This window comes from Bradyrhizobium ottawaense (assembly GCF_002278135.3).
In the GTDB taxonomy this organism is placed as follows: domain Bacteria; phylum Pseudomonadota; class Alphaproteobacteria; order Rhizobiales; family Xanthobacteraceae; genus Bradyrhizobium; species Bradyrhizobium ottawaense.
The window spans coordinates 7,501,721-7,523,074 of sequence record NZ_CP029425.2 but is presented as its reverse complement, the minus strand read 5'-3'; the positions used below and the strand labels follow the sequence as shown (position 1 = coordinate 7,523,074).

Sequence of the window (21,354 nt, the reverse complement as noted above, 5' to 3'; positions counted from 1 at the left end):
GAAAGCCGAGACGGAGCGCATCCAGCAACGACGGCATACCGGGCTCGATGCTCGGCTCGTCGTACGAGCCGGCGCATCATCTCGCCCGCCACCTGTAAGCCGCCTAATTTTTGATCCAGACGTAGGGCTCCACGCTGTTGATTTTGCAGGTGGCGATGAGCGAAGCTATGCGCGCCCATGAACGACCACCTTCGTCGTGACCAGCAAATGAACTATTTTTACGCGTCAGAGTCAGCGGCCTGATTTGATTTTCGACGGGATTGGTGTCCATCTCAACGCAACCATCGTCGAGAAACAAGGTGAGGCCATCCCAATGGTTCAGGAGATAGGCGATCGCCTTGCCCATCTCGCTGCCCGGCGACAGGCGAGCGGCTTGCTCGCGCAGAAACCTCTCGAGTTCAGCGACGAGCGGCCGTGATCGCTCGTTACGGGTCGTTTGCCGAGCCGGGGCGTCGGCGCCACGGATCTCCTTCTCGATCGCATAGAGTGCGGCGATGCGCGCGAGAACGGCTTCGGCGATGGGTGAGCCGGCTTTCGGAGTCGCTGCGATGATCTTGCGCCTTGAGTGGGACCAACATGCGGCCAGCCGCAGCGGCACGCCGCCTTTGCGCTTGGGCCGTGCGAGCCGATGATAGCCCTGGTATCCGTCGACCTGAAGGATGCCGTCGAAGCCCTCGAGGATGCGCTCAGCATGGTCACCACCGCGTCCTGGCGCGTAGTGGTAGACCACGATTGGTGGATCAGCGCCGCCGTGGCCGCGATCGTCGCGCAGGACAGCCCACAGATAGCCGGTCTTCGTTCGGCCCCGGCCCGGATCGAGCACAGGCGCCCTGGTCTCGTCTATGAACAAGCGGCCCGATTGCTTCATCACGACGCTCATGCGCTCGACCAGCGGCGCGAGGTGGAAGGCGACCGTTCCCATCCAGTCTGCCAGAACGGCGCGATCGATGAAGATGCCATGCCGAGCCAGAACCTGCGACTGACGATAGAGTGGCATGTGCTCGCTGAACTTGGCGACCGCCACCTGCGCCAGCAGCGCCTCGGTGGGGATGCCACCCTCCACGAGATGGGCGGGCGCCGGCGCCTGAGCAACACCGGTGCAGCCCTTTGCACAGGCGTAGCGCGGTCGCACCGTCTCGATCACACGATACTGGGCGGCCATGACATCGAGACGGCGGGAGCGATCCTCGCCGATCTGGGCCATCCGGCCGCAGCCGCAGGGACACTCGAGGTTCTCGGGTTCGATCACCTGCTCGATGCGCGGCAGGTGCGCGGGAAAGGCACGGGCAGCGCGCCTGGTCCGGCCGCTGGACGGCGCCGTGCCGGCGCGGCGCGCACGATCGTCCTGGCGTTCCTGGACTTCGGCGATGGCAATCTCGATGTCCTCGAGAACCAGTTGCATCTGATCGGGATTGAACTTCTCCGAGCGTTTACCGAAACGTGCGCGCTCGTACTCCTTCACGAGCAGTTCGAGGCGTTCGACGCTCTCTTTGGACGCAGCCAGTTCACTCTCGACATGAAGGCGCGCCGAGCATTCATCGTCTGCGCGACGACGCTCGGCTTCAATCATCGCTTCCTGCGCGCGGAAGAGCGCGCGCAAATCGGCGGGCAGCGCTGCAAGACGGGCGGGATCAATGGGGGACGGCGGCACATCCGCAAGCTATCATCCCAAAGCCCCGCGCGAAACAGGTTGTCGGGTCTGAGTCAGTTCGCCGCAGCTGGCGTCGCGACAATCCGTTCGCCCACTCGCTTCCAGTTCAGCCCTTCAAACAGCGCTTCGAACTGCACGCGCGTCAGATGCATGACGCCGTCGCTGATCTGCGGCCACTCGAAACGACCATCGCGGCCAAGGCGCTTGTAGACCAAAACGAGGCCCGTGCCGTCCCATAGCAAAATCTTCAGCCGGTCGGCGCGCTTCGAACGAAAAACCACGATCAGGCCCGAATGCGGATCGAGCCCAAGCGTGTTTTGCACAAGACCGGCCAGCGCGTCGTGCCCGCACCGGAAGTCAACAGGACGCACAGCAAGCACAATCCGCAGTCCCTGCGCCGGAATGATCATGCGCCGCGCTCGATCGCAGTCACGATCTCCGCGATCCGCACCGCCGACACGTCCGCATCCAGGCGGACCGAAACCTTGCCAATCGTAATCTCGACGGGCCCTCGCTCTTGCCTGGCGCCACTGGATCGCTCAGCTCGATCGACACGAAATCCGCCGCGTCGTCCGTGACCAATGCGAGCCGGCCAGCACGCGCCAATCTGCGCCACGTCGTCAACTGCTGGGCCTTCACACCATAACGCCGTGCGACATCACATACCCGGGCGTCGGGCTTCATGCTCTCGAAAACAGCGCGCCCCTTGATCTCCGCAGACCATAACCGGCATCCAGAACGCGTCCGGCGCGTAAGCTTCCCCACAAAGCCATCAGCTTCGGCTTCCTCCCCCGATTGTTCCATCGCCTTCAGTCTCCTCTCGGCTCTCTGACAAGCCAAGGATCGCAGAGCGAAAGCCGAAGCGAAACCAGTCAATCAAATGGGAGAAAAGCTCCGCTTACAATTTTTGCTCGTTCAGACCGACACAAATTGCTCAAAGATTCGTGGAGAGAAAAGCAGATGAGCGATGAGCCCGACCTCGAGAGCAGAGTCGTTGCAGCGATACGACACTATCGTGCGGCGCTCGACGTGGCGGAAAACCTGGAACGAGAGGACGCGTGCGCGCATCGAGCGCTGACGAGCACCCTGCTCGATTTGGAGCGTGCCCTGCGAGGCGAAGCGGCCCCGCATCTCAACAACAACCTGTTTGAGACCGGCTCCACGGCGGTTGCACGGTCGGATAAAACATGGGCCGACCTGGTCGAGGCGACTGCGAGATTGGATTCGGCCCGTCGAACCTTAGCTGCTCTGGAACGGCAGTTGGGATATCTTCCAAAAGTCTCGAGGGGAGCGGATCACAAGTGAGGTTAGATAAGAGTCTCGCACGATCGGAAGGTTTCCCGACCATTTCAGAGCGGCGGCGGCAACGCTCTGACGGGCTCGTGTCCCAGCCAAAATCCCGCGCCCAAAACAGACCTCTCTGCGTCCTCGTGTTTGGGACCGCCGAGGTACAGCGCGCGAATCGGGACCTTGCTGGATCCCAACCTTCCAACTTTCCCGCCGCCTCGCCGCGTCCTCCTATGCAGGAATAGACCTCGACGCACTGGCTCGATCGTCCTGTCGAGCGTGCACAGTTTCTGATGACGCTGACCAGCGCGAGTCCTGGTTGAGTTTCTTCTGCTTGTGACTCGGCGTGGAAACGGCATTGCAGCCTCTTCGATCTTCGGCGCGGCTGCGATCATGTGATCAAGCTCTAAAAAGTGGTTCGACGACAGGCAGGCGCTTGAGGCCAGCGTCAACGTTGTCGGAAAAGTGGAAGCCGTGCCGGCTCACACCGTAATCAAAACAGACGTCAAGCGCCAATCCAAGGGCCAGAGCTGCGCTTACGATCAACGTCGAACCGATGCGTTCGAACCACCAATCTCATTGGTGGCGCCTGCTCCGGTGCGATCGATGACCCAGGCCACCATGTAGCCCTTGGCCTGCTCGGTCTGCACCTGCCGGAGGGCCTCAGAGTAGGTTAGTAAGGGCTCTTGCGCCGGGTAGACGGCGCGGTCGGTCGGGGTGACAAAGTGATGGCAGCACACGCGATAGTCTTTAGCCTCGAACATCGGAATCCTCCTCTCGCCTCAGGTTGCGCGGCCATACGCGCTTTCAGATACTGCCCTACCACAGAGAATGCGGCCTTTAAGAGGCCGCGCGCTTCTTCAACACCCCATAAGGTTGGTCGGGCTGCCAGACGCAGGTCGGCGATGTCCGACCACATCGCGCGCTTGATTCTCTGCAGCAGCACCGGCAAAGAAGTGCCCGGGTGTCATTCCATAATTCACCCGTGTCCGGACTTCGATTTCCCGTTCGTCCGCAATTGCTCCGTCGATCGCTCAACGGCTGCACCGATGTCACCTAGTCAGCTTTCAAACCTTGCTGAGGCTGCTGGATCGACAATGCTTGGACCGAGCTCCGGCGCGATTCAGTGAGCTTCTCGATCAGTTCAGACTGCGGTCTCGGTTTTGCCGCGAGACGGTGGGGTTCAAATCGGGCCGTGGAGCCTCCACATCATCGCCACAGTCCGAAGACACCCGCCTGGTGCAATTGATGTAGCGAGAGAATGAATCGTTTGGCCCTGATCGATTCATAGAAAGCATTGGACCTCGCTTCCACAGGAAGCGAGAATCCATGCATGCCGAACCTTAAGCTAGGGCCGCTTCACCTTCGCCGCATCGACACCACCCGCAACATGCGGCGGTTTTACTTGCTTTCGATCCAACCGACCTTGTTCGGCGGGGTCTCGCTGATCCGCGACTGGGGCCGGATCGGCACGACCGGCCAGACGATGGTGCAGACTTTCGATGCCAGCGCTGAAGCGGGCGAAGCATTCGGACGGCTGGAGCGCGCCAAGCGCAGGCGCGGATACACCTCTGCTGAGGAGAGAGTCTGAGGTTTCGTCAATTTCCCGGGGATTACGGATCCACTTACGATGCCTGGAACGTGAAGTGACAGAAACCGTTGAGCCTGACGGGACGATTTGAAACGCTTCATGATCCGCCGCGTTGCCGCGTCGGCTGATGAGAATTCTCAGCCCGATTGTTGAGAGCTCTGTGCTGGCGATGTTCGACGAAAAAGCCCATCTTCGCCCTCGCAGCGCCGTGCGAACGCTTGTCCGTGATCATCACGCGCGGCGGCGTGCCGGCGGATTTCAAGAGCTTCTTCATGAGCCGCTGGGAAACCGGAAATACAACCAAACGGCATAGCTGATCACTTCCGATGGGAAGCGATGGCGGCGATAAAGAGGGTCCCGGGCGGTCGGCATGCCGGTCGTCTACCCCTCGGCCGCTGCAATTCGTTAACTTGACGGTACCCGCTGCTCGTCGACAGCGATGGCACGATCATCGCGGGCGAAGGCCGATACCTGGCCGCGCGAAAGCTCGGTCTCCTCGAGGCGCCGGTCAGCTGACCGGTCTTTCCGAAGCGCAGCGTCGCGCGCTCGCCCTTGCCGACAACCGCATCGCGCTGTCGGTGGTCCGGCGGCTCGTCGGATACGGGCGCTTCGACGGGGGCGAGACGGCCCGCGTGATGGCACGTCTCTACGCCGCGGCGCGCCTGCTGGTGAACTTCTTCCAGCCGTCATTCAAGCTCAAAGAGAAGCGCCGCGAGGGTCCGCCCACGGCGACATCAACCCCTGAGTCGCGCTTGCAGTGCCTGCCGATTGGCAACGACGTTGCTGAGGTTCAGCTGGTCTGGCTCCCGTCCTTGCGCCAATTGCCTAACCAGCTCCCGCGTGCCGTCCACGACAAAGACGCCGCAATCATAAGTGTTCTGCTGCTGGGCCATGCCGGCGGGCTGCAGGGCGAGGTTCAGCCTTTCTGCGAGTTGTCTTGCATGCGTCTCGTTGTATCTCCCGTAGGAATCGTAGTGATAGGCGACAGGCCGTTGCCGGTTGCTGCGATCAACGAACAGCAGCGACCAATGCCTGCCGCGGTCCGTAGCACTGGCATCGTTCACTGGCAGCAACAGGAAGTCGGCTGTATCGTTATCACGCCGATCATGGACGATGCGATGGAATACGCGTAGCACGTCGCTCTCCGCGCCCAGGCGCAGCCGCAGCGCTTCGAGGGGATCTACGAACCGCGTCCGGGCGGCGAGATCCGAATCGCTCCTCTGCAAATCCAGCTCCTGAAGCTGGTAATCCCTGAGGATATGCTCGTCGCCCAGCCATTCCGTGTGCTCGAGCACCAGCCCGCGGTTGTGGGACAAGGCTATCGGATTCAACGCCCCGATCTGAGCATCGGAGGAGGTGATCGGAAACCGCCGCACGATATCGTCGCGCAATGGGGACGGTGCGGGCGCGGTCAGATCAACCAATGGAAGACCGTCGTAGGTGTCTGAACGAGCCCTGGCAGAAGGCGCTGGCGCAAAGTGAGCACTGTCATCCAACTCGGCCGCATCCGGATCAAGCAGTGCCCCAAACCCACGATAGAGATCCTGAGCCCTGGCAGTTGATGGTGATGCCGGTTCTTGCATCTGCCGCGCAAGCTCCTCGCTCAACCACGCCAAAGCGTCATCGTCCGAGTGGGCGGACACCGGAGAAAGCCCCTGCGGCGAGCCGAGCTGTCGAGCGCCCTGGTGATGCCCCGGTACCGGGCCGGCAAACGGCGGCGGAAAGCCAGGCGCCCGGCTCCAAGCATTGTCGCGCAACTCAAATGATGTGGGCGAATTCGGATTAAACGATACCTCAAGACCGCCGTAGGTGTCTGAGCGAGCCCTGGCAGAAGGCGCTGGCGCAAAGTGAGCACTGTCATCCAACTCGGCCACATCCGGATCAAGCAGTGCCTTAAATCCACGATAGAGATCCTGAGCCCTGGCAGTTGATGGTGATGCCGGTTCTTGCATCTGCCGCGCAAGCTCCTCGCTCAACCACGCCAAAGCGTCATCGTCCGAGTGGGCGGACACCGGAGAAAGCCCCTGCGGCGAGCCGAGCTGTTGAGCGCCCTGGTGATGCCCCGGTACCGGCCCGGCAAACGGCGGCGGAAAGCCAGGCGCCGGGCTGCAAGCATTGTCACGCAACTCAAATGATGCGGGCGAATTCGGATTAAACGACACCTCAATACCGCCGTAGGTATTTGAGCGAGCCCTGGCAGAGTGCGTTGGCGCTGCTTCCACGGTCAGCCGGGCAGGTTCCTGCCCAGCTTGGACTATGTCCTGCGCCTGCTCAGGAGGAACCTCGGGCCACGATGGGCCGTCTTCCACCATTAAGCGCAGATCCTGATCGTAACCTTCCGGGAGGACCAATGGCCGACTGACAGCTCGCTGCCGCGCGCTGTGCTGCGCAGCGGCGCCCCCGACGTACGTCGCGACCGCATGCGGCGCCGTGACATCTTCGTAGCCGCTCCGCAGCAGCATCGGCTGCGTCTCCCATGACGACGTACCCTGTTGATGGGTAGGCGCCGGTGTCGGCTGGCCGCCTGAATTGGCGATCTCGCTCAGCTGCCGCTCGCCGGCAACGCCTTGCGGATTGTTTAGGGTCCTCTGCCTCTTCGCTGGCCTCAACTCAGCTGTGTCATGCTCATCGTTGATGAGGACCTCCTCGCTTGGCAGGCGGTTGCTCCTGGCAAGCGCAGCCATCGGCTCGTCCGGGGACTGCTGGCGGTCGGGCTCTCCGGGATCCGGTGCCTGGTCATGGCGCGCGGCTGGCTCGAGAGATGACGACGAGCGGGGTTCGTCCATCAGCCCCAAAAGCAAATCCTGATCGCGGCCTTCCGCGGGAAGCTCCTCTGGCCGACGGCCAGTTTCCTGCGACGCGCTGTGCTGCGCAGCGGCGGCGTCGACGCGCCTCGGCTCCATCAGTACCGTGTCTTCGGGATTGATAAAGGCCACGTTCTGGGGGTGAGGATTCAGCTTAGCGCGTCGTGAGATCGGCACTTCGCCCGTCGACCGCAAGGTCCGGAGATAGTCGATTGCCTGAACGAGTCTCTTTGGATTACCCTCTCCGGTGAACTCGAGCACCTCACCGCCATCGGTCAGCGACTTATTGTCGAGCCGATCACGAATGCTCGGTTTTTCTTTTGCGAAAAGCCAACGGCTAAAGCTACGAAGGGAACCTCCGTGCTGCTCGGCAGCGGATTTGCTGAACCCGCCCTTGATGAGGGCCCTCTCAAGCCCCGAAATAAGGGGAGCATCCACGGAATAAAGAGGCTGCTTCCTCTTCCCTATCACAATCCAAGTTGACTGAGCCGACTGCGGCGCCGAGGACGACGGGCCGGGTTCATCCATCAGCCCCAAAAGCAAATCCTGATCATGGCCTTCCGCAGGAAGCAATTCCTCTGGCCAATTGCCACCCTTCTGCGACGCAATGTGCTGCGCAGCGGCGTCGCCGACCCGCCTCGACTCCCTCAGGGCCGCCTCTTCGGGATCAATATGGCGCTCGTGCTCCATCGCCTCAGCGCCGGCCTGCGATTTTCGGAGACGAGCCAGTGCGGCACCAATCCTGGAATCAGCACCGGCGACCTTCCTATAGCTCTCGACATCTCCATCAAACGACGTGCCGAGCCCAGCAGCAATGCCCGGCCTGTTGTTGTCACGCAGGTAGTCGCTGAAACTGCGAAGAGCAGTTGCATCCTTCCTGCTTGCATCCTTCTTGCCGGTATCTGTCGCTGCTTCGTTTTTGTACTCTTCGATGAGAGCCGCGTCCTGGGGATAAGGATGCAACTCAGTGCGGCCTGCGATCCGCACGACTCCGCCCGTCGACTGCGAGGTTCGGAGATGAACTATCGCCGCAAGAAGCCTTAAGGGATTACCCTTTCCGATGAACTCGCGCGCATCAGCGGTCAGTGACTTTTCGTCGTCGAGCCGAGCAGCAATGGGATCTTTGTTATTTGCGAAGAGCCAGTGGCCAAAGCTGAGAAGAGTACGTACATAGCCCCTGGCAGTGCGTTCGGCGGCGTTCCCATTACGGAGGGCCTCCTCAAGCCCCGAAATAAGGGGAGCATCCTCGGTATGAAGAGGCTGCTTGTCGTGCCCTATCAAAATTCCAGTTGACTGAGCCGGCTGCGGCGCCGAGGACGACGGGCCGGGTTCGTCCATCCGGCCCAAATCCTGATCGTGGCCTTCCGCAGGAAGCAATTCCTCTGGCCAACTGCCAGCTTTCTGCCACGCACTGTGCTGCGCAGCGGCGTCGCCGACCTGTCTCGACTCCATCAGGGCCGCGTCTTCGGGATCAATATGGCGCTCGAGCTCCATCGCTTTAGGGCCCGCCTGTGATTTTCGGAGATGAGCCAGAGCGGCACCGATCCTCGAATCAGCACCGGCGTCCTTCTTATAGCTCTTGACATCTCCATCCAGCGCCTTGCCTGAAAGCCGACCAGCAATGCCCTTCTTGTTGTTTTCACGCAGGTAGTCACTGAAACTGCGAAGAGCCGTTGCATCCTTCCTGGCTTCTTCCTTCTTGCCGGTATCTGTCGCTGCTTCGTTTTTGTACTCTTCGATGAGAGCTGCGTCCTGGGGATAAGGATGCAACTCAGTGCGGCCTGCGATCGGCACGATTCCGCCCGTCAACCGCGAGGTCCTGAGATGGTCTATTGCCCTAAGGAGTGTCGCGGGACGCTTTTCGAACAACTCGCGCGCATCAGCGGTCAGTGACTCTTCGTCGTCGAGCCGAGCAAAAATGCTCTTTTTGTTATTTGCGTAGAGCCTCTGGCCAAAGCTGCGAAGAGAAGATAGATAGTTTCGGACGGTGCGTTCGGCGGCGCTCCCATTCCGGAGGGCCTCCTCAAACCCCGCAATAAGGGGAACATCCTCGGAATGAAGAGGCCGCTTCTTGTGCCCTATCGCAACCCCAGTTGACTGAGCCGGTTGCGGCGCCGAGGACGGCGGGCCGGGTTCGTCCATCGGACCCAAAAGCAAATTCTGATCATGGCCTTCCGCAGGAAGCAATTCCTCTGGCCAACTGCCAGCTTTCTGCAACGAACTGTGCTGCGCAGCAGCGTCGCCGACCTGCCTCGACTCCTTCAGGGCCGCGTCTTCGGAATCAATATGGCGCTCGAGCTCCATCGCCTTAGCGCCCGCCTGCGATTTTCGGAGATGAGCCAGAGCGGCACCGATCCTTGAATCAGCACCGGGGGCCCTCTTATAGCTCTTGACATCTCCATCCAACGCCTCGTCTGAAAGACGAGCAGCAATGCCCTTCTTGCTGTTTTCACGCAGGTAGTCGCTGAAACTGCGAAGAGCAGTTGCATTCTTGCTTGCATCCTTCTTGCCGGTATCTGTCGCTGCGTCGTTTTTGTACCCTTCGATCAGAGCTGCGTCCTGGGGATAAGGATGCAACTCAGTGCGGCCTGCGATCGGCACGATTCCGCCCGTCGACCGCGAGGTCCTGAGATGGTCTATTGCCCTAAGGAGTGTCGCGGGACGCTTTTCGAACACGCGCGCATCAACGGTCAGCGACTCTTCGTCGTCGAGCCGAGCAGCAATGGGATCTTTGTTATTTGCGAAGAGCCACTGGCCAAAGCTGCGAAGAGAATATAGATTATTTCGTGCGGTGCCTTTGGCGGCCCCGCCCTTGATGAGGGCCTTCTCAAGCCCCAAAATAAGGGGAGCATCCTGGGAATAAAGGGGGCTTTTGCTGAGCCTTCTCAGAATCCCTTTTGACTGAGCCGGCTGCGGCGTCGAGGCGGCCGGCATTGCTCCATCACCTTCACCTGAACTGCCGATCTCGCTCAATTGCCGCTCAAAGGTCGCCGCGGCTGCGGACGGAGCCGCGGGTGAGCTCTCTTGCGGGCCCGTGCTGTCCGATTGTTCACGCACCCGCTTGGTCGAGGGGAAATCCATCCGTTCTCACTTTCAAAATATGAACCAGGGCTTCGATCTGGCATGCTGGCGATCAGCAACAAACCACCCTTTACAGCCCTCGATAGACCCGCACCGGGAGCATCTGCGGATTTCACGGATCGTGTGCATCGATTTCGCGCGATCGTGAGCACTGAATTCAGACGATCGTGAGCAGCCCGCTACGGCCGATGGGAGATAGAGTCAGTGTTCTGGTTGGCCGTCAAGGGTGATGGTTTTGGCGCTGCGTTTTCGCATGCTTTCTCCGGTGAGCTGGAGGCGGTGGGCGTTGTGGACGAGGCGATCGAGAATGGCGTCGGCGACCGTGGGGTCCCCAATGGCTCCATGCCAGGTGTCCACGGGAGCTGACTTGTGACGATGGTGGATGCGCGGCCATGTCGGTCCTCGAGGATTTCGAGCAGATCGCGGCGTTCCGCGGCGGTGAGCACCGATAGTCCCCAATCATCCAAAATCAGAAGCTGAGCGCGGCCGAGGCTTTTGAGGAGCCGGGCGTAGCGTCCGTCTCCGCGCGCGAGCGCGAGCGCCTCGAACAGCCTTGGAACGCGATGATAGAGGACTGATCGGTTGTCGCGGCAGGCCTTGTGGCCGAGCGCGCAGGCTAACCAACTTTTGCCCAGGCCGGTTGCCCCGGTGACGAGCAAATTCTCGTGGCGATCGATCCAGCGACCTTCGACGAGTTTGGCGAAAACGGCGCGGTCGATGCCCCGCGGGGTGCGCAGATCGACGTCCTCGACGCAAGCAGTCTGGCGCAGTGCGGCGATCTTGAGGCGCGTGGTGAGCCGCCTGGTGTCGCGTTCGGCGGCTTCGCGGTCGACCAACAGGCCGATGCGATCTTCGAACGGCAGGGCTTCGAGATCGGGCGATCGGCGCTGCTCCTCGAAGGCCTTGGCCATTCCGGTCAGTCGGCGCCGTAGCTTTTGACGAGCGCCAGAATGCCAAGGCAGGTTCGAAAGCCTTGTTCTGGATGGGGCCGGGCGTCGATCGCGGCCTGGAAAAACGCTGCTGTCGAAGGACCGATCCGCTCGCCGGCGGCGATCACCGCGGCGGGGGTCCATTTGCCGTAGCGGCGATGGGCGCTGGGCATGTGGTCGGCGATGGTGGTGTGTCCGCGTCGGTTGGGCGCGCGGGCATGGCTGGCGATCCGCTGGCCCTTGTGGAAGATCTCGACCGTCCGATCGTCGATACGGGCATCGACCAGCTCGCCAATCAGACGATACGGCGCGGAGTACCAATGGCCGTCGACCTCGACATGATAATCGGGAGCGAGGCGGCAGCGCTTCCAGCGTGCGAAGGCATAAGGCTGATCTGGCAGCGGGGTTAGCTTGGGTTTGTCGAGTTCGGCAAACAGTTCGGCGCGGCTTGAGCCGAAGCCACGCATTTGACGAGCATTGAGTTCGTCGACGAGTGTCTTGATGGCGGCGTTGAGCTCGGCCCGGGAAAAGAAGCGCTGATTGCGCAGCCGGGCCAGAATCCAGCGCTGGGCGATTTGCACCGCGACCTCGACCTTCGCCTTGTCTTTTGGGCGCCGCGGCCGTGCGGCGAGAATGGCGGTGCCGTAATGGCTCGCCATCTCGGCATAAGTGCGATTGAGGCCGGGATCGTAGCGGTCGGGGTTGCTGACGGCGGCTTTGAGGTTGTCGCAGACCACGAACGTCGGCGTTCCGCTCAAAAACGTGAACAAGTTGACGTGGGCCCGGATCCAGTCGGCCAAGCTCTCGCTGGGGCAGGCCTCGGCGTAGGTGTAGTTCGAAGCGCCCATCGCCGCGACGAACAGCTTCATCGGCTGCACTTCCCCGGTCAGGGGATCGACGATGTCGATGGTGTCGCCGGCGAAATCCACGAACACCTTCTCGCCGCCCAGATGAATCTGCCGCATCGAAGGTCGGACCCGCCCCTTCCAGGCCTCGTAGGTAGTGCAGAACCACGTGTACCCGAAACCGTCGGGATTAACGGCGCGATACTCCTCCCAGAGCAGGCGACGGGTTACGTTGCGCCGGCGGAGCTCTTTATCGATGTAGCTCCAGTCGGGCACCGGCCGCTGCGGGCTCTGAGACGCTGGTCGTGGGGCCGGGAAAAGCAAAAGCTCCAGGTCTTCATCGGTCATTCCCTCCGGAAGCGGCCAGCTCAACCCAGCAGACGAGCTATGCGGGAAACTGGGTGATGACGGAATGAGATAGGCGGCGTATCGAGGCGGGTGTCGAGCCTGCCAGAACCTCAAGGAGAGCGATACGCCATGAACGAGCATAGCAACATTGTCCCACTGCGTCAGCCCGATGAGATCGACGATCCACTGACGAATATTTTGCGATCTGGTGCTCGGCAGCTGCTTGCGCAGGCTGTCGAGATGGAAGCCGAGGCGTTTCTCGCCGCGATGAAGGGCTTGAAGCGTCCCGATGGCCGCGACCGCCTCGTGCGGCACGGCCATGGTCCAGTGCGGACGATCCAGACGGGGATCGGCGCCGTCGAAGTCGCCCGGGTAAAGATTCGCGATCGCGCGGTGACCAGCGATGGCGAGCGGATCCGCTTCACCTCGGCGATCCTGCCGTTGTGGGCACGGCGCACGAAGAGCTTGGATGCACTTTTGCCGGTTCTGTACCTGCGAGGCATCTCGACGGGCGACTTCCAGGAGGCGCTGGCGGCGCTCTTGGGCAAGGATGCGCCGAATCTTTCTCCGGGGGTGGTTTCCAGACTGACGACGGAGTGGCAGCTCGAGTACGAGCGTTGGCAGAAGCGCGATCTGTCGGCGCGCCGGTACGTATACGTGTGGGCGGACGGCGTCTTCCTGCAGGCTCGCATGGAAGACCACAGCGAATGCATGCTGGTGCTGATCGGCGCGACGCCGGAAGGCAAGAAGGAACTCATCGGCTTCCAGGTCGGCGTGCGCGAGAGCACGCAGAGCTGGCACGAACTGCTCGTCGAGGCGAAAACCCGTGGGCTGAAGATCGCCCCGGAAATCGCCGTCGGTGACGGCGCGCTCGGCTTCTGGAAGGCGCTCGACGAGGTCTTTCCCGCCACGCGACATCAGCGGTGCTGGGTGCACAAAACCGCGAATATCTTGAACAAAGTCGCAGTGTCGGTACAGGCCAGCATGAAGAAGGATCTGCGCGAGGTCTATTTGGCGTCCAACCGAGCTTCGGCCGAAGTGGCGATCGATGTCTTTGCCGAGAAATACGGAGCGAAGTACGACAAGGCGGTCGAGTGCCTGACGAAAGATCGCGACGCAATGCTTGCGTTCTACGAATTCCCCGCCGAGCATTGGGACCACTTGCGGACGACGAATCCCATCGAAAGCGTGTTCGCGACGGTCCGGCACAGAACGGTGCGCACGAAAGGTTCGTTATCGTCAACGACTGCCAAGTTGATGGTGTTCAAGCTGCTCTGCGCCGCATCAAAGACCTGGCGGCGGCTGAAAGGCACAAATCAGTTGCCGAAGGTCATCGCAGGTGTCAGATTCGAAAACGGCATCGAGGTCATCCAAGTGCCGGAAAACCACGCCGCCTGATCGCCTCGTCACCCAAAATCCCGCATAGCTCAGACGAACTTAGGTTACGTTCTGACACAGGAGACATCAATGCTGTCTCCTCGGTCCTCCTTAGCTTAGCAGTTGCTGACTGATTTGTTTGCCCTAAGAAATTGGGGGCTACAGTACAAACCAGTTGCTGCCGATGCTCGCTGCGGCGAGGACACCTGTGTGATAGCCCGGCCGTGGTGGGGACGTGTTGCGCCGAGCACGTTTGACGGGTTGGACCAGAGGTCTGCCACACATGATGTGGGAGCTTGACGATAGCCGGAGCGCTGGGAATCGATAACGAAGCGGCGGCCCTATAGACAAGTCCAACCCGCACGCGTCAGCGGACGTAACAATTCCTTGGGCTGGGCATCGTTCAAAGCGCTTTCACCGGAAAAGCGGTGACCAAGACATGAGGGGCGTCCTGGCGAAGCTCCATTTCGTCGTCACCGCGGCTGGGCTGAGCACAACCAATCTCGTGCTTGCCGAGCGCTCTCGGGAACCGCTCTGCAATGGAGCATATAGCTTCGCTCCAGGTGGAGTTAAATGCTAGGGGCGCTGATCGCTCTGGGCCGGCATTACTTTGATCACGACCTGGAATGAATCGAGCCGGCGTACCCTCCGTCTCTCGCAAGGTCAAAGGTTGTTTTGCAGCCGACAGTAGCCGGTAATGCTTTGGCGGGCAAGAATTAGCTCCTAATAACGTTAGGGCAGGTCGCGGTTCCGGCCGCAAAGAGGTTGCCCGGTGCGTGATCGTCGTTAGATCGGACAAGAACGCGCAGTTGATCGAATCAGATGCGGCCTCGGTCGCCATATGCCTGCAGTGCGCTGTCGAGACACTTGAGTAACTCTTGTACGCCGAATGGTTTGGCGAGGAAGCCGATCGCTCCGGCGTCCAAGGCTGACGCGCGTACGCGCTCGTTGGGGAAAGCTGTAATGAAAATGAAGGGTGCTTGGTAACCACGCGTCCGCATCTCTGCCAGCAGCTCCAGCCCGCTCATCGCTGCCATCTGCACATCAGTTATGACGCAGGATATCTCGTTCAACCGCGGCGACCGCAGGAGCGCCTCGGCCGAGGCAAATATCTGCACGACGTAGCCACGCGATTTCAAAAGGTTTTCTGTCGCCGCACGGACCGAGGGGTCGTCGTCAACGACGGAAATCAAAGGCGTGGACAAGATGAGCCCTCCCGACGCAGTACAGCGGCTGCCAAACCGTCAGCCACTTTCGCGAAAGTGGGCTTAAGTGATGGAATTGTAAAATCATACTTGGGTTTGTTCAGTGTGATTGGCGCTAATTCCGAGCGTCTCGCTCATTCTGATCAAGTCAGCCAGCGAGCGGGCACGCATCTTTTTCATTACGTGTCCCCGGTAGATCTTGACGGTGATCTCGGCGAGCCCAAGTTCGGCGGCTACCTGCTTGTTCATCAGCCCCGTCGCGACCAGTTTCATCACTGCCTGTTCTCGCGGGCTTAGGGTCTCAAATAGAGATTTCAGGTTCGCCACGGTTCGCTGAGCTTCTCGTCTTTTGCGATCGCGTTCGGTCGCCGCAACGACGGCATCAAGCAGTTCCTGATCGCGGAAGGGCTTGCTGAGGAAATCGACCGCGCCTCCCTTCATGGCCCTGACGGTCATGGGAATGTCGCCATGGCCGGTAATGAAGATGATTGGGATGTGTATGTTCAACCTGGCGAGCTCGGTCTGGTAGTCAAGGCCGCTCAGGCCCGGCAGCCGGACATCAAGAACTAGACAGCTTGTGACGTCCGGCATTGTGCTCTGCAGCATTTCACGGGCCGATCCGAACGCCACGACCTCCAAGCCTACCGATCGAAAAAGGTTCGTAAGCGAGCGACGCATAGAGATGTCATCCTCGACGACAAAGACGATTGCCTTCGTCGAAGCCTCGGCATGTCCGCCTTGGCCTCTCCAGTCAAATCGTCCTGTCACGAGATGGCCTCCTTATGCAGCGGAAGGGCAAACTGGAACGTCGCGCCCGGTCCATTTTTCTGAACCACTGAAATTCGTCCTCCGTGAACTTCCACGATCGACCGGCAGATCGAAAGGCCCATTCCTAGGCCGCTCGATTTGGTGGTGAAGAAGGGGTCCAAGACGCGGTCCGCGTCATTCTCGGCGATCCCGACGCCGCAATCGGTCACGGAAAGCTGCACGTACCCCAGATCGTCCGTAGATGATTGAATCAGAAGTTCACGCGGCCGGTCTGTAACTGCGTCCATGGCCTCGATTCCGTTCATCACCAGATTGATGATCACTTGTTGTAGCTGAATTCGATCACCGAGGACCCTAGGCAGCGCAGACGCCAACTCGCTTCGCAACGTCACTTGGTGGCTCACCAGCTCTCGTGTTACCAGCGCGCTGACGTCCCTAACCACCTGATTAATGTCGAGCGGCACCATCTCGATCTCGCCCTTTTTCGCGAGTGCGCGAATACTACGGATCACCTCGCTTGCCCGGATTGCATCTTCTATGATCCATTCGACTGAAGAGCGCGCGGCTGCAAGATTGGGAACATCGCGAGCCATCCAGCCGAGGCACGCATCGGCGTTGCTGAGGATAGCGGCGAGTGGTTGGGTTATCTCGTGGGCGATAGAAGTTGTCATTTCTCCCAAGGTCGTTACACGCGTCACATGTGCAAGCTCCGCCTGTGCCTTTCGCAGCTCTTGTTCGGCCTGATCAGCGCGAATGGTAGCGGTGATGTCAGTGCTGACGCCGCGATAGCCCAAAAAATTTCCGTTTCCGTCGAAGAAGGGCTTGCCACTCGTGCGGACGTAGATCGGAGATCCCATCCTATTTACGGTACGGTAGATGAGATCCCGGAACGGCAGGTGTGCCTGCAACGTCGCCCGATGCTGACGCCACTTCTCCGGTTCTTCTTCCATGTCGCACGCGATGTCCCAGCGAAGCAGGCCCGTTAACCCTGTCGCCAAAATTCCCGCAGCGCTGGTGTGCTCGGACAAGTGAGTGACCCGATGATCTGGCCCGGTTTCCCAGAGCCAGTCGGAAGCAGTCTCGGCATAGTCGCGAAAGCGCTGTTCGCTCTCGCGCAGCGCTACAAGCGTGTTTTCCAAGCGTTCCCTAGCTGCGTGTTGCTCGGTAACATCCATATGTGTTCCGATCAGCTCGCTGACATTACCATCGCTGCCGACGACAACGTGTGCAACGGAGTGTATGCGCCTTATCCCGCCATCTGGCAGAATAACACGGAAATCATATTCGAACCGTTCGTGCTCCTGGTCAATCGCCTGACGCTGCACCTCCTGCAACCCTGGCAAGTCTTCCGGATGGATGCGCGATCGAATAGTCTCTAGCGAAACCGGCTCTTGTGGGTTAAAGCCAAACAGGCGGTCGACCTCAGCGGAGCGATAAACGAAATCTCGTGTGTGGACGTCCCAGGACCAGCTGCCTGTGTGAGTGAGATGCTGAGCCTCGGCCAGATAGGCCTCGCTTCGGCGCAACTGCTGTTCTGCTCGCCTAGCTGCCGTAATATCGGTGGCTGCCCCAACAAACTCAATTTCACCAGAGGCGGTTCGCGTGACTCGTGCCTGCGCATGGATGTGCTTCACGGAGCCGTCAGGTAGCAGCAGCCGGTACTCGTGCTCGAAATCCCTCAGGTCTCGCATCGCTTCATCGATAATCTCTTTGACAGAAGCCCTATCATCTGGGTGCGTGCGCTCAATGACGAGTTGTGGCGCCGGTGTCGTCTGAAGATCGATTTGGAAAATCCGAAATGTCTCCTTAGACCAGAAGGCCTCGCCGGTAGAGGCGTTCCAGCTGAAGCTGCCTGTATGACTCAACTCCTGCGCGTGAGCCAAATGCGCTTCGCTCCGCTGCAGCGCAAGCTCGGTCTGCTTGCGCTCCGTAATATCTTCGCACGCCATGAGGATGACGGGGCGGTCGCCGGCCCAAAGCATGGCCTTGGCGTTTTCACGCACCCACAATACAGAACCGTCCTTCCTGACTTTCCGGACGTCCCAAGTGCGCGATTGTCCAACATCCTCAAGACACGTCTGAATGCATTTGCGGACGAATGCGCGATCCTCCTCCAGAAATACGTCGAGCACGGATTGGCCCAATAGTTCTGCACAAGCAAATCCCAGTTGTGTCGCGCCCAACGTATTGACGTTGAGGACAATGCCGGCCTCATCGACCATGAAGTACATGGCTGGATTGTGCTCGAAAATTGCGCGCCACCGTTTTTCACGATCCTCCAAATCCGAGGCACTCCGCTGAAGCTTGGCCGCAGCCACACGTGCAGCCTCTCTTTCCTGGCGGAGTTTTCCAATCAGGTACGTTCCGACAACAGAGACAATAAGAAATGCAACAACCACAGGAACATCGCGGGGATCATCGATTCGTAAACTAAACGCCGGCGGCGCAAAGTAGTATGCGAGAGCAGCGATTGCGACGATGCAAAGCGCTGATGAAGCAATGAAGCTGCCCATCAACGAAAATAGTAAGACTACTAACAAATAGGCGAACGCCGCGGCGGCGAAATGCGCCTGAAAGTACACGCAAGTCAGTGTAACCGCGGCTAGCGCTATGCTGCCCAAGGTCAACTGAGGGGCTGAACGTTTGAAACTGCTGATCCTATACATTTTGAGACCGTCCGGCCTGTTATCCGGCGGGAGAGCTATAGCATTTTAGGCAAAAATGAGGCAATCTTGAACACTTGGGTCCGCATGATAGCGTGTGCAAGATCGATCATCGGCTGCCGAACTCAGCACGCGCGGGGAAAAAACGCATTATAAACATACGTATATTTGTCCTAAACCTTCAGTAGGTGTCGCTGACGCGACTTTAGTCGAAGCTGAAACGTCCGCTTTTGCGCATCGCTCGAGCCTACGGCCAATGCGCCCCATTAGGCCGCGGAATGAGGACAGTGGTTTCAGTTCAGCCGATAGGTTCGAAGGCGCGCCTCCGGACCGGCAAGGATCAGAAAAAAGCTGCCCAATGACTCGTCTCCCCGACACAGCCGCTCCCGCGAAGAAAGCGCAAGTTCGCCTGCCGACACAGAAGCCGAAGTCGCGCGAGTCCTACGCGCGATGATGATTCGTTCCAATCTTATCGCGCTTTAGCTGCGAAAAACTGGTTCCGCTGGAAGCGAGCGGCGTCGCAGAACGCAGGGCAGCCTCGTATGACTCGCCACGGCTTTGTCGAGTGCCATTCACGCTGATCACACCCACCATGCTCTCTGCTAACGCAGCGCGCATCGTAACGAGAACGACAAGCTGCGTCCGCAGGATCCCTACGTCGTCCTTAATCGCGTGAGGCAAGTGGAGCGACGCGCATATGGATCTTCGTAGGCGGACCAATACCTAGTCCGTCAGTCCCGTCATCGGCTTGGCAAAAATGTTGCACAAGCGTTCAGATGGCCGGTAGCCCTTGAGTGCGAAAGCGAAACCCTGAAAAAGCTCCTGCCTCTTTTCTCGCTAGTACCCACTTTTCTTGGAAAGTGAGTCGTGATTCAAGGTCGGGATGATACCCGAAGCAAGAGAAGTCCACCTTTCGAGGAAAGATCGCAAGGTGCTTGAGGCGTGCTGTCGCTCACCGGTGACGTTGCAGCGCGATTTGAAGCGGGCGCGGATAGTTCTGTTGGCGGCGGATGGGCGCTCACCCGGTCGATCGCCAAGGAAGTTGGGGTCCAGCCGCGGATTGTCAGCCTTTGGCGGCATCGCTATGCCGACCATGGCCTTGAAGGGCTGCAAGACAAGCCGCGGCCTGGCAAGCAGCCGATCTATACGAAGACGACCGACAAGCGGATTCTGAAGCTGCTGGATAAGCCGCCACCGCAAGGGTTTGCGCGCTGGACCGGCCCCCTGCTGGCCGAGGCGCTGGGCGATGTCGATGTCCAATATGTCTGGCGGTTCCTGCGCAGCCACAAGATTGACCTGGTGGCTCGCAAGTCCTGGTGCGAGAGCAACGACCCGAACTTTACGGCCAAAGCCGCCGATGTTGTCGGCCTCTATGTCGCGCCGCCGGCGAAGGCCATTGTGCTGTGCGTGGACGAGAAGCCCTCGATCCAGGCTTTGGAGCGAGCGCAGGGTTATCTGAAGTTGCCCAATGGCCGCGCCTTAACCGGCCAAAGCCACGATTACAAGCGGCATGGCACCACAACATTGTTTGCGGCGCTCGAAGTCGCCACCGGAAAGATCATCGCGACCCATTCAAAACGCCGGCGCCGCGTCGAGTTTCTCGATTTCATGAACAGCGTCACCGCGACTTTTCCGAACCGCAAGCTTCACGTCATCCTCGACAACCTCAACACCCATAAAAAGAACGAGGACTGGCTCAAGGCCCACCCCAACGTGCAATTTCATTTCACGCCGACAAGTGCGTCATGGCTCAATCAGGTCGAAGTATGGTTTTCCATCTTGCAGGGGCAGTCGCTCAGCGGCACCTCCTTCACGAGCCTCAAGCAGCTTCAGGAACACATCGATGCCTACGTCAACGCATACAACGACAGAGCCGAGCCCTTCGTCTGGACCAAGAAAAAGGTCCGTCAACGCCGTTTCAAAGGCCGCCGTATCACTCAGCTCTGATTCCGGGTACTAGGGTCTGTACCTAAATAGCGCCACGTGATTCTCTTGCCTACGTGTTGATTCGGGGGCGAGAGAATGCGCGCTGGTTTGTTTTGGCTGAACGACAGGCAATGGGCGCGTATCGAACCGCATCTGCCGAGGGGACTGACGGGGCCGGATCGGGACGACGACCGACGCATCGTCAGCGGCATCATTCACATGCTGCAATCGGGTGCACGATGGCGTGATTGTCCACGTGAATACGGCCCTTACACGACGATCTACAATCGCTTCAATCGCTGGGCCAAGCGAGGACGATGGTGCGCAATCTTCGAAGCGCTGGCCAAGCCTGGCGAAGACGGCGTCGTACTGTCGCTCGACTCGACCTCGATTAAAGCTCACCGGTGTGCCTCCGGCGGAAAAGGGGGGAGCACAATCAAGCAATCGGCCGCTCGCGCGGAGGCCGCACGACAAAAATCCATGCGCTGAGCGATCCGCTCTGCCGGCCGGTCGTCCTGCATCTGACTCCAGGCCAGGATGCCGATATCGCTGCGGCTCCCGATGTCCTGGCGCTCGCGCCACCCATGAGCGTGCTCCTCGCCGACAAAGGGTATGATGGCGACAAGCTTCGCGGCGAAATCATTCGTCGTGGCGCCAAGCCCGTAATCCCCAATAAATCTAACCGTGTCGTCATCCATCGCTTCAAAAAACGCGCCTACAAAGGACGAAATGTCATCGAACGCTGCTTTTGCAGGCTCAAGGACTTCCGGCGCATCGCCACGCGATATGACAAGCTCGCCCGTAATTTTTTGGCCGCTGTTCATCTCGCCGCTCTCGTCGCATATTGGCTCAATTGAGTCTGGACCCTAGCCTCTCAGG

At 59.8% G+C, this 21,354-nt stretch carries 12 protein-coding genes and 4 pseudogenes; 5 read left to right on the top strand and 11 right to left on the bottom strand.

The window, feature by feature from the left end; genetic code table 11:
- Positions 1-103 precede the first annotated feature (103 nt).
- From tnpC to CIT37_RS35170, 3 genes are read right to left on the bottom strand one after another with little or no spacing between them, the layout of a single operon-like run.
- A complete protein-coding gene (gene tnpC, locus CIT37_RS35180; protein ID WP_109866563.1) occupies positions 104-1,651 on the bottom strand; it encodes an IS66 family transposase in 1,548 nt (515 codons plus the stop codon).
- 53 nt (positions 1,652-1,704) lie between these two features.
- Positions 1,705-2,061, bottom strand: a complete 357-nt coding sequence (gene tnpB, locus CIT37_RS35175; RefSeq protein ID WP_011090953.1) for an IS66 family insertion sequence element accessory protein TnpB — start codon at positions 2,059-2,061, stop codon at positions 1,705-1,707.
- A 19-nt stretch (positions 2,062-2,080) separates the two neighbouring features.
- Positions 2,081-2,335, bottom strand: a complete 255-nt coding sequence (locus CIT37_RS35170) for a transposase (protein WP_231088542.1) — start codon at positions 2,333-2,335, stop codon at positions 2,081-2,083.
- A gap of 276 nt (positions 2,336-2,611) precedes the next feature.
- On the opposite strand from CIT37_RS35170, the gene CIT37_RS35165 reads away from it, so the two are divergent.
- Positions 2,612-2,956 carry a hypothetical protein gene (locus CIT37_RS35165; protein ID WP_011084509.1) on the top strand — a complete coding sequence of 115 codons (345 nt, stop codon included), beginning with the start codon at positions 2,612-2,614 and terminating at the stop codon, positions 2,954-2,956.
- A 524-nt stretch (positions 2,957-3,480) separates the two neighbouring features.
- Here CIT37_RS35165 and CIT37_RS35160 read toward each other — a convergent pair.
- Positions 3,481-3,702, bottom strand: coding sequence for a hypothetical protein (locus CIT37_RS35160; RefSeq protein ID WP_014497999.1), 222 nt, complete (start codon positions 3,700-3,702; stop codon positions 3,481-3,483).
- A 569-nt stretch (positions 3,703-4,271) separates the two neighbouring features.
- Between CIT37_RS35160 and CIT37_RS35155 the strand changes: the two genes are divergently transcribed.
- Positions 4,272-4,529 (top strand): WGR domain-containing protein, encoded by a 258-nt coding sequence (locus tag CIT37_RS35155; protein ID WP_011084508.1) that lies wholly within the window; start codon positions 4,272-4,274, stop codon positions 4,527-4,529.
- A 50-nt stretch (positions 4,530-4,579) separates the two neighbouring features.
- Here CIT37_RS35155 and CIT37_RS35150 read toward each other — a convergent pair.
- The 4 genes and pseudogenes from CIT37_RS35150 to istA form a co-directional block, all read right to left on the bottom strand.
- Positions 4,580-4,901: pseudogene (locus CIT37_RS35150) on the bottom strand (DDE-type integrase/transposase/recombinase); the annotation flags it as partial.
- 362 nt (positions 4,902-5,263) lie between these two features.
- A complete protein-coding gene (locus CIT37_RS35145) occupies positions 5,264-10,414 on the bottom strand; it encodes a Ulp1 family isopeptidase (protein ID WP_109866562.1) in 5,151 nt (1,716 codons plus the stop codon).
- 201 nt (positions 10,415-10,615) lie between these two features.
- A pseudogene (istB, locus tag CIT37_RS35140) lies at positions 10,616-11,325 on the bottom strand (IS21-like element ISFK1 family helper ATPase IstB).
- 8 nt (positions 11,326-11,333) lie between these two features.
- Positions 11,334-12,626: pseudogene (gene istA / locus CIT37_RS35135) on the bottom strand (IS21 family transposase); the annotation flags it as partial.
- Between the two features lie 39 nt (positions 12,627-12,665).
- On the opposite strand from istA, the gene CIT37_RS35130 reads away from it, so the two are divergent.
- Positions 12,666-13,934, top strand: coding sequence for an IS256 family transposase (locus CIT37_RS35130; RefSeq protein WP_161966262.1), 1,269 nt, complete (start codon positions 12,666-12,668; stop codon positions 13,932-13,934).
- 797 nt (positions 13,935-14,731) lie between these two features.
- On the opposite strand, the gene CIT37_RS35125 is transcribed toward CIT37_RS35130, so the two are convergent.
- From CIT37_RS35125 to CIT37_RS35115, 3 genes are all read right to left on the bottom strand, one after another.
- Entirely contained in the window at positions 14,732-15,118 is a 387-nt protein-coding gene (locus CIT37_RS35125) for a response regulator transcription factor (protein ID WP_014497989.1), read from the bottom strand.
- 84 nt (positions 15,119-15,202) lie between these two features.
- Positions 15,203-15,886, bottom strand: a complete 684-nt coding sequence (locus CIT37_RS35120; protein ID WP_071916610.1) for a response regulator transcription factor — start codon at positions 15,884-15,886, stop codon at positions 15,203-15,205.
- Positions 15,883-18,552 carry a PAS domain-containing protein gene (locus CIT37_RS35115; protein ID WP_011084527.1) on the bottom strand — a complete coding sequence of 890 codons (2,670 nt, stop codon included), beginning with the start codon at positions 18,550-18,552 and terminating at the stop codon, positions 15,883-15,885. Before CIT37_RS35115 ends, CIT37_RS35120 begins: the two co-directional genes overlap by 4 nt.
- Before the next feature lie 880 nt (positions 18,553-19,432).
- On the opposite strand from CIT37_RS35115, the pseudogene CIT37_RS35110 reads away from it, so the two are divergent.
- Together CIT37_RS35110 and CIT37_RS35105 are read left to right on the top strand one after the other, a co-directional pair.
- Positions 19,433-20,496, top strand: a pseudogene (locus CIT37_RS35110) (IS630-like element ISRj1 family transposase).
- Between the two features lie 75 nt (positions 20,497-20,571).
- Positions 20,572-21,332, top strand: a protein-coding gene (locus tag CIT37_RS35105) for an IS5 family transposase (protein WP_244611264.1) whose coding sequence is annotated in 2 segments (ribosomal slippage) — positions 20,572-20,911 and positions 20,911-21,332 — 762 coding nt in all. Because the reading frame shifts where the segments join, the coding sequence is not laid out codon by codon here.
- The last annotated feature ends 22 nt before the right edge of the window (positions 21,333-21,354 follow it).